At 54.7% G+C, this 8651-nt stretch carries 8 protein-coding genes; all 8 read right to left on the reverse strand.

All coding sequences use genetic code 11. From position 1 onward, the window contains the following. Positions 1-11: 11 nt before the first annotated feature. The 8 genes from QZ177_RS04105 to QZ177_RS04140 all read right to left on the reverse strand — a co-directional run bounded on the left by QZ177_RS04105 (position 12) and on the right by QZ177_RS04140 (position 8486). Positions 12-527, reverse strand: a complete 516-nt coding sequence (locus QZ177_RS04105; RefSeq protein ID WP_294175602.1) for a flavodoxin family protein — start codon at positions 525-527, stop codon at positions 12-14. A 165-nt stretch (positions 528-692) separates the two neighbouring features. After that, positions 693-1544: a TonB family protein gene (locus QZ177_RS04110; protein ID WP_294175603.1), complete on the reverse strand. Its 852-nt coding sequence runs from the start codon at positions 1542-1544 to the stop codon at positions 693-695. A 15-nt stretch (positions 1545-1559) separates the two neighbouring features. Next, complete coding sequence (locus tag QZ177_RS04115) at positions 1560-1964, reverse strand: biopolymer transporter ExbD (RefSeq protein ID WP_294175604.1); 405 nt, start codon at positions 1962-1964, stop codon at positions 1560-1562. Further along, positions 1961-2575 (reverse strand): MotA/TolQ/ExbB proton channel family protein, encoded by a 615-nt coding sequence (locus QZ177_RS04120; RefSeq protein WP_294175605.1) that lies wholly within the window; start codon positions 2573-2575, stop codon positions 1961-1963. Before QZ177_RS04120 ends, QZ177_RS04115 begins: the two co-directional genes overlap by 4 nt. A gap of 97 nt (positions 2576-2672) precedes the next feature. Next, on the reverse strand, positions 2673-5084 hold the full coding sequence (locus QZ177_RS04125; protein ID WP_294175606.1) for a TonB-dependent receptor: 2412 nt from the start codon (positions 5082-5084) through the stop codon (positions 2673-2675). 428 nt (positions 5085-5512) lie between these two features. Continuing rightward, positions 5513-6241 (reverse strand): ribonuclease III, encoded by a 729-nt coding sequence (gene rnc, locus QZ177_RS04130; protein WP_294175607.1) that lies wholly within the window; start codon positions 6239-6241, stop codon positions 5513-5515. Continuing rightward, complete coding sequence (fabF, locus tag QZ177_RS04135; protein ID WP_294175608.1) at positions 6238-7482, reverse strand: beta-ketoacyl-ACP synthase II; 1245 nt, start codon at positions 7480-7482, stop codon at positions 6238-6240. The genes rnc and fabF overlap by 4 nt, the downstream gene beginning before the upstream one ends. A 59-nt stretch (positions 7483-7541) precedes the next feature. After that, a complete protein-coding gene (locus QZ177_RS04140) occupies positions 7542-8486 on the reverse strand; it encodes a nitronate monooxygenase (protein WP_294175609.1) in 945 nt (314 codons plus the stop codon). Positions 8487-8651: the final 165 nt, after the last annotated feature.

Here is an 8651-nt window from a genome sequence, read left to right on the forward strand (position 1 = left end):
TACGCTTCACCTCATGAAATCTTCGCCATCGTCTCCTCAGCGAACTTCTTCGCCGCCGCCAAATCGGCCTCATCGGGATGCTTCGCCGCCTCAGCATGAAGCGCATCGCGCTCGGGCGACTGCCCATGGGCATGCCCCTTCGGATACATCTTGTACATCATCTCGATGACCTTGGGATCGACGGCGCCCTGGCAGATGAACTTGCCGACAGGTGTCTTGCCCTCGGGCAGAAGCTCTGCCGCCTTGTCCAGGCTCTCAGCTGCATGAGGCGACTTCGGATTTGCACCGAGCGTCGCGAAGAGCGCTACATGCTTGTTCCTCAGTTTCGGCAAAAGCTCTGCCGTCGCCTGATCCGCCGTGCCGCGGTCAACCCAGAAGCCGACGAATACGCAGTCATAGTCGGCAAGATCGGCGGGCACGTCCTTGACGGGAACCGCCTCTGTTCCTGCAGGCAGACCACTCGCAATCGCCTCACCGACCTTCTTTGTGTTTCCTGTAAGGGACGAATAAATTACTATTGTACGCATGTAGACATCTCCTTTTCTGTTCCATTCTGTAAAATCTCTTTGATCTCCAGGGCATATGTTCAGCCATCATACGAAGCGGCATGACGCGCTTTTTCGCCCATTTCCCATGACAACGCCATATACACTGCTTTCAGCACACGGAAAAATCCGCTCGCTTCTCATGTTCTAATTCAAATTAAATCGTACGGGAACTGTAATCGGAACATCGTGACCAGTGGGATTCGGATAACTCCCGACAGCTCGTACAGCTGCAACGGCTGCATCATCAAGCATATCATACCCCGATGAAGCGTTTAGAAAAACGCCGACAACACTTCCACCAGTCGTCACGGTGCATCCTACCGAAGCAGACCCTTCCAAATGTCGTTTTATTGCCATATACGGATATTCTTTGTTTGCATCCACTGCAGCCCAGAAGCCAGATTCATCAAAGGGCGCAGTCCCCGTCCCAGCGACATTAGCGTCACCGCTGCCCTGTCCGTTGCCCGAGCCATTGCCCGTACCATGTCCCGAGCCGGTTCCGTCACCGCTGCCTGAACCGCTGCCCGTACCATCGCCCGAGCCGCTGCCGGAGCCGCTGCCCGTACCGGAGCCGCTTCCATCACCACCGCCAGAGACAGCGCTCGAACCCGCCGAAGCAGCTGTGCTGGACGTATTTGCCGCTGGCGTCGCATCGGAAGCCGAAGTCGTCGCCGGCGGAGGCATCTGCACAGCTTCCGGCTTGGTCACGGCTTCCGCTTCGGCAGCAAACGTCTGCGCCTGCTGCACAGTTTCCACACGTTTCGTCATCTCTTCTTCCTTCAGAGGCTCTGGGAAGGCCGCAAGGGAGCCACCTCCTCCGCCACCCTCATGTCCACTGCCCTGGCTGAAATCCGATGTGGCAAGATCGACGACATAGGTTTGCTGCTCCTTTTCTGCAACGACTTGCGCCAACCCCAAGGCAAAGAGCAGAGCAATCACGATGTGAAGCAAGATGGAAACACCATACGCTTTTATCCATGAAAGATTTTGCTCCATATTCCATCCCTTCCGTCATTTCTGTTCTGCAGCGATCGACAGGCGTTTTACTCCCACTTGCTTCAGCATATCCATGACAACTACGACCTGCCCATGCGCCGTGCGCTTGTCTGCCTGTAAAACGACAGCCGCATTCGCATTTTCCTGCATATGCCGTTTCATAATATCCGAGGATTCCTGAATGCTCACGGGCTTATTGTCGATCGTGATGTGACCTTCCTCGTCGAGCGTCATAATGATCGGCATTTGTGCCGGCGCCGACGCGCTCTGCGCCTGAGGCAGCTGCACGGCAAGCGCCTTCTGCGCGACCGTCTGCAGGCTGTTCATCATGAAGAACACGAGCAGGAAGAAGATGATGTCAATCATCGGGATGATCATAAAGACCGGCTTTTTTCCCTTACGATGCTTGCTGAAGTTCATGCCTCATCCCAACTTTCTTTTTTCGCCCCGAGGACCGTCGAGCAAAGGCGCTCCGTGTCCGTGACGAGCATATCGAGCTGATGATCGAAGTACGTATAGAAGCAGAAGGCGATGATCGCCACGCAAAGTCCGCTCGCCGTCGCAACAAGCGCCTCGCCGACGCCGCCCGTGATCGCTCCTGCACCACCGCCGTTATCCAGCACACTGAAGGTCTGAATCATACCTGTGACCGTGCCCAAAAGCCCCAAAAGAGGCGCGATCGTGACGATGGCGCTGAGATAGTCAAGGTAGCGATGGAAGCTGATCGACTCCATCGACATACGATCCTCAAACGCACTCTTCATCGCTGCTTCCGACTGATCATGCGCCATGCCCTGTCCGATGACGCGGCTCAAAGCCGATGGGAACTCCGAACAAAGCTGGCGCACGACATCCCAATCCTTCGCCGCAGCCGCATGATAGACGCCGTGGAAGAAGGTCTTCGATCCCTTGCGATTATTGCGGAAATAATAGAACCTCTCGATCGCAATCGCCAATGTGATCAGCGAGAGGATGAGCAACGGATACATGACGAAACCACCACTATTAAAAAGATGAATAAAATTTTCCATTTCTCAACCACTCCTTAAAAATCAAAAATATTCTTGGCCGCTGCATGAAGTCAAGCTTCGCTGTAAATCATGCAGCGCCCCTTGCCAACTTAAAACATCAGAAAGTCATTCTCATGCCGAGACGGTAGACGCGCCCGCCCAGACCGAGATAGGGATCGTACGTGTTGAAGACATTCGTGATGCCCGCATAGACCGTCGCGTTCTTCGTGACGTCCTTTTCGAACATCAGATTCCAAACACCGTAGTTCTTTTCTCGAGCAACCTTTTCACGCGTATAATTATGCTGAATATCGCCCCTCATATATTTCTTTGCATCCTCTTCATTCTTAAATAGATGATACACTTCGCCCGTGTTCGGGTTCGTGAACTCAGTCTGTTCCAATTCCTGAACTCCATCGTCACCAATGATGCGTCCCGTAAAAATACGGTCGCGTATATCGAGATAATTCCAGGCGTAATCGCCCCAGAATGTCGCACGCCAACCGTTCTTGCGATCATTGTAATTCAGCGTGAGATTTAGCATGTGACGTGCTCGTCCTTCGAGGCGTTTATTCGTATTGCGGTCTTTGGCATCAAGGAACGTATAGCCAAACTTGACGCTGAAATCGCGCGAAATTTCCCGCGTTGCTTCAAGCTCGACGCCCTGTGTGCGCGCCTTGGAAATGTTCTTGTATGTATAGACATCGTCCGTAGCAGGAATGCCCTTTGCATATTCCGAATCACCAACAACATTGTTCTCGACATCATTCCAATTCGATGCAGCGTTCAATGCATTCACGAGATCTTGATAGTCAGACCATCCCCAAGGATCCGGATAGCGTATATGCGTATCATAATATGTACGCCCATAGAGGTTCTTGCTGTCCTTTTCTCCCGCATAGACAATCTGCATATAGTCATCAAAATCATTGCGGAACAAGGTAAGCTTTGCATGTGTCTTCTTGTCAAAATCCTTCTCCACCGAAAGATCCATATTGAGTGCCTTCTCGGGTTTCAACTCCGGATTGCCCTCGAAAAGCCAGCCATTGCGAATCGGCGGCGTCGCATTGAGCGATGGCTCGTACATCTCCCAATCGTGGTAAAGCTCAGCGATGCCGCCTGTCGCGAAGCTCGTGCCGATGTTCGCCTTGACGCGCAAATCGGGGCGCACCTTGTACGTCGCACCGATGGACGGAGAGAGATTCACGCCGAAATGACTGTGATTTGTGTAGCGCAGCGAAGGTACGACGAGAAGATTCTTCCCTACCTGCCAACTGTCCATGACGTAGGCACTGTAATAATTGAGTGAGGTCTCATATATATAACCGGTAAAGGAGCGCTTATCCCCAGGTATCGTGTATATGCGCGTCTCTTGGCGTGGTGTCTGCCCAGGCACTGTAATGCGCGTACCCTCACCGCTTTCATCATGATATTCCGCACCGACGGTCATATAATGCTTGTCATGCGGCATCAATCCGACCGACGCCTCCAGGACATTGTCCCTGCGATTGAAGTTATCGAAATAGAAGTAACGATACGGCATACCCTTGCCGGCAACATCATAATTCACGTCGGAATCATGCTCGGTCTGATAGAAGCGCACGCGGTAGTCCGCAAGGCTTGTCTGCTTCTTCCAGTCAATGCTGAAGTTGTTGCGCCAGGCGTCTTCCGTCGCCACCATGCCTATACTTTTACCGCCACTGAACCTTCCAAGAACCGTATCCTTCTGCAGGTCCTCCGTCTGACGATCCGCGGCGAGTGTGAGAGTCTCCCCCTTGCCAATCGTAAACTCCACACGCCCGCTCATCGGCATGCGTTCGCCGTAGTACTGCATCGACGTTCCATCATTGTCGTAGAGGAACGGCGCCGTCTTGTTCCTGCCGAGGGAGAAGTCCATATAAATGCCCTTGCCGATTTCTCCCGTTGCAAAATTTACGCTGTGGTTATACTGGCTGCCGCCCTCACCGATCCACGAGCCTTCCGTCGTCAGGGTGCCGCCCATTTTATGCGGCATCTTCGTGACGATGTTGATGACGCCGCCGATGGCGTCAGCGCCATAGCGTGCCGTGCCCGAGCCGCGGATAACCTCGATGTGATCGATATTGTCGACACCGATGCGGTTTGCCTCGTCCGTCGCACCGTAATACTTGCTGAGGCCACCTGCAAGCCGCCTGCCGTCGACAAGAATCAGCGTGTGGCGAGCCTCCGCGCCGCGAATCGCGATCGTCTTGCGCCCCATGTTGTCCGTGCCCATCTGAATGTCCTGCTCGGCAGCCAGCGCGTCGGAGAGCGTGCGCGCCCCCTTGCGGTCGAGATCCTCTCGCGTGATGATGGTCTTCGTCTCCGGTTCCTCCTTGAGAAGTTCCTTCTCATAGTTCGCCTCGACGTCAACTGTTTTCGTCGTCACGTGTTCAGAAGAAGATCCATTATCCCCTTCCGCTGCACAAAGCGCTGAAGATCCCCAAAGCATCCATATCGCTGCACCAAGTGCCGCATACCTGCGCTTTCTCAGCCTGTTCCTCATTCTCATTCCATTGCCTCCATTCGCAAAAGTGAACGGCGTACATCCTTGAACGCCATTCATTATTATAAATATCATTAATGATATGCTCTGTATTTTAGCATCGGAGATAAGGATTGTCAATATCTTTTTTGGCTTTTTTCGAGAATATTTTTCTTTTTCCTTATGGAAAATAAACCGATTCTTCATAAAGCAAGTAAGCAGACATCAATGAATATGCATTATTTCAAATTATGTCGCAATAATTGAAAATATATCCTATCCCGCCTTTTTCTTATTTCCATGCTGCCTATTTCTATCTTATATAAATAATATTTATGTATTTGTCTAAAATCTCCTCGGATACAGGAGGATTTCACGGCACAAAACAAAAGAGGCTGCACACAGGTCTTTCCAGACCTATGCACAGCCTCTTCCTTCAGATATTTATGGACTTTTCAAAGCTTCTTCATCTTGCGCAGCGCTTCTCGCGCAGCGCCTTGCTCGGCTTCCTTCTTGTTGCGACCCTTGCCCGTGCCGTAGACCGCATCGTTAATGCGCACGGCAAACTCAAAAGTCTTGTCGTGGTCGGGTCCCGTTTCCGTCAGAAGCTCGTAGGCGATCTTGCTGTCGACGTGCTTCTGCACGACTTCCTGCAAGGTCGTCTTGTAGTCTTTCATATTCTCACCGCTGTCGATGGTCAGAAGCTCATCGTGCAGCTGTTTGAGGACGTAGTCGTATGCCGTCTGCCAGCCGCGGTCGAGGTAGATTGCGCCGATGACCGCCTCGAAGGCGTCGGCGAGCATCGACGGGCGATGTCCGCCACCCATCGACGCCTCGCCGTGACCGAGCAGCAGGTATTCGCCAAGCTTCAATTCCGCCGCGCGACGCGAGAGCGTCGCCTCGCGCACGATGGAAGCGCGCGCCTTTGTCAACTCGCCTTCCGGCCGCTTGGGAAAGCGCTCGAAGAGGTAGGTGCTCGTCGCCAGCTCCAGAACCGCATCTCCCAAGAACTCCAGGCGCTCGTTGTGTACGACGCCCTTGTTCTTCGACTCGTTCGCGTAGGAGGTATGCGTAAGCGCCTCATGCAGCAGCACGATGTTTTGAAACTCTATGCCGAGATGGTCGGAAAGCTCTAGAAGAGCCTCCCGGCGCGTTTTGGACAAAACCTCCGACGCCTTCTTCATGACGGAAACTTCTTCAGTACGAGGCAGGCATTGTGACCGCCGAAGCCAAAAGAATTGGAAATCGCCGCGCGCACCTTTTTCGCCTTCGCCTTGTTCGGCACATAGTCAAGGTCAAGCCCCTCGTCAGGGGTTTCATAATTGATCGTCGGCGGCAGCATGTCGTTTTCAACAGCGAGCGCCGTCGCAATGCACTCGACGCCGCCGGCAGCACCGAGGAGATGACCCGTCATGGACTTGATGGAACTGACGGAAACGTCCTTCGCCGCTGCGCCGAACGTCGTTTTGATCGCCTCCGTCTCGCCCTGGTCGTTCATATGCGTCGACGTGCCGTGCGCATTGACGTAGTCGATGTCCGCAGGAGAGAGTCCCGCATCCTCTATGGCACGCGCCATGCACTTCGCCTGATATTCGCCGTGCGGCGCAGGGCTTGTGACGTGGTAGGCATCGGCGTTCGCGCCGTAGCCGACAAGTTCGGCGTAGATGTGCGCACCGCGCTTTTCGGCATGCTCCAGGCTTTCCAGGACGACGAGACCCGCGCCCTCGCCCATGACGAAGCCGCTGCGGTTCTTGTCGAAGGGGCGCGAGGCATGCGCAGGATCGTCGTTGTGATCGGCGCAAAGAGCCTTCATCGCACAGAAGCCCGCGACGGCGGCCTCCGAGATGCTAGCCTCCGTACCGCCGGCGACGGCGACGTCCGCCTTGCCGATCTCGATGGCGCGGAACGCATGACCGATGCAGTCCGTACCCGTTGCGCAGGCCGTCACGATGCACGCCGAAGGGCCGTGCAGACCATAAGTGATGGCGACCTGTCCAGCTGCCATGTTCGCAATCATCATCGGAATGAAAAACGGGCTGATCTTCGACGGTCCCTTGTCGAAAAGTTTCTGGTACTGGCTGTGCATCGTCTCGATGCCACCGATGCCGGCGCCAATGAACGTACCGATGCGCTCCCTGTCCTCTTTTTCGAGATCGAGCTTCGCATCCTCGATGGCGAGCTTCGCCGCTGCAACAGCGAACTGCGTATAGCGATCCATACGCTTCGCTTCCTTCTTGTCGATGTACGCGGCAGGATCGAAGTCCGTGACCTCGCCCGCAATCTGCGCGTGGCAGCCCGATGCATCGAAATGCGTGATCTTATGGATGCCGTTCTTTCCTGCAAGAAGCGCCTGCCAGAAGGCTTCCTTGCCGATGCCGATCGGCGTGATCGCACCCAGACCCGTTATGACTACACGATTGCTCAAGCTATGACACCTCACTCTGTCTTTCCATAAAAACTATTTCCTCTGTCTCATGAAACTTCCTAACCGATGGCCGCAACCTCGGCGGTCAGCCGGCGGAAGATCTCCTTGACCGAAAGGATCTCCTTGATGCGGGAGATGTACTCGCCCGTGAATACGAGTCCTGTTTCCACATCGCCTTGTTCGGCACGAATGAGCGCACGAATGATGCAGAAATTGTGCGCACATTCCTTGAGACAGTTGTCGCACTTCTTGGGCGGCACATTGCCCTTGAGGATGCGCTCCGCGAAAGGATTGCGGACAGCTCGCCCCGGCAGCCCCACGGGGCTGTGGATGAGGACGACGTCCTCGGGCTGCGCCTTCAAGTAAAACTCCTTCAATGCGGGAGCCGCATTCGATTCCTCGCTCGCGGCGAAGCGCGACCCCATCTGCACGCCGTTGGCGCCCATCTTTATGAGATCAACAATGTCCTGACCCGTGAGAACGCCGCCCGCCGCTATGACGGGGATGTCTACGGCTTTGCGGACGTCGGGTATCAGTTCGCGCACGGAGGTGTCCGTACCGAGGTGACCGCCGGCTTCCTTGCCTTCGACGACGATCGCCGAGGCGCCAAGACGCTGTGAAATTTTCGCAAGTTTAACAGAGGAGACAATGGGCACGATCGGCGTTCCCGACTCCTTGCCCAGACCGAACACGTCGCGCGAAAAGCCTGCGCCCGCCACGACGAGGTCGATGCCCTCGCTGATTGCCGTCTTCACAACTCGGGCGAATTCCCGCGCCGCCACCATGATGTTAATGCCGATGACGCCCTTCGTCAAAGAGCGCGCCAGTCGGATCTCATAGCGCAGTTCTTCATCGCTCAAGCCCGAAGCGGCGATGAGGCCGATGCCCCCCTGACTGGCCACAGCGGCCGCCAGTTTTGCCGTCGATAGGCGAATCGCCATGCCACCTTGGATGATGGGAATCTTTGCTATCTTTTCGCCAATTTTCAGCTCCGGAAGCTTCAACTTCACTCCTCCAATCGAGGGAAGGTCTGATATCTGAGCTTCCCTAGAATATTTCTCTTTCTTGCGGAAGCTCCGATAAATTCAGCCACCCATCTTCGCACATCTGCACTATCCTCTCGTCGTCGACAAATCCTCGACGTAGCACCGCTACGCCTGCGGTTTGTC

This window comes from uncultured Selenomonas sp. (genome assembly GCA_905372355.1).
Classification (GTDB): Bacteria; Bacillota; Negativicutes; order Selenomonadales; family Selenomonadaceae; genus Selenomonas.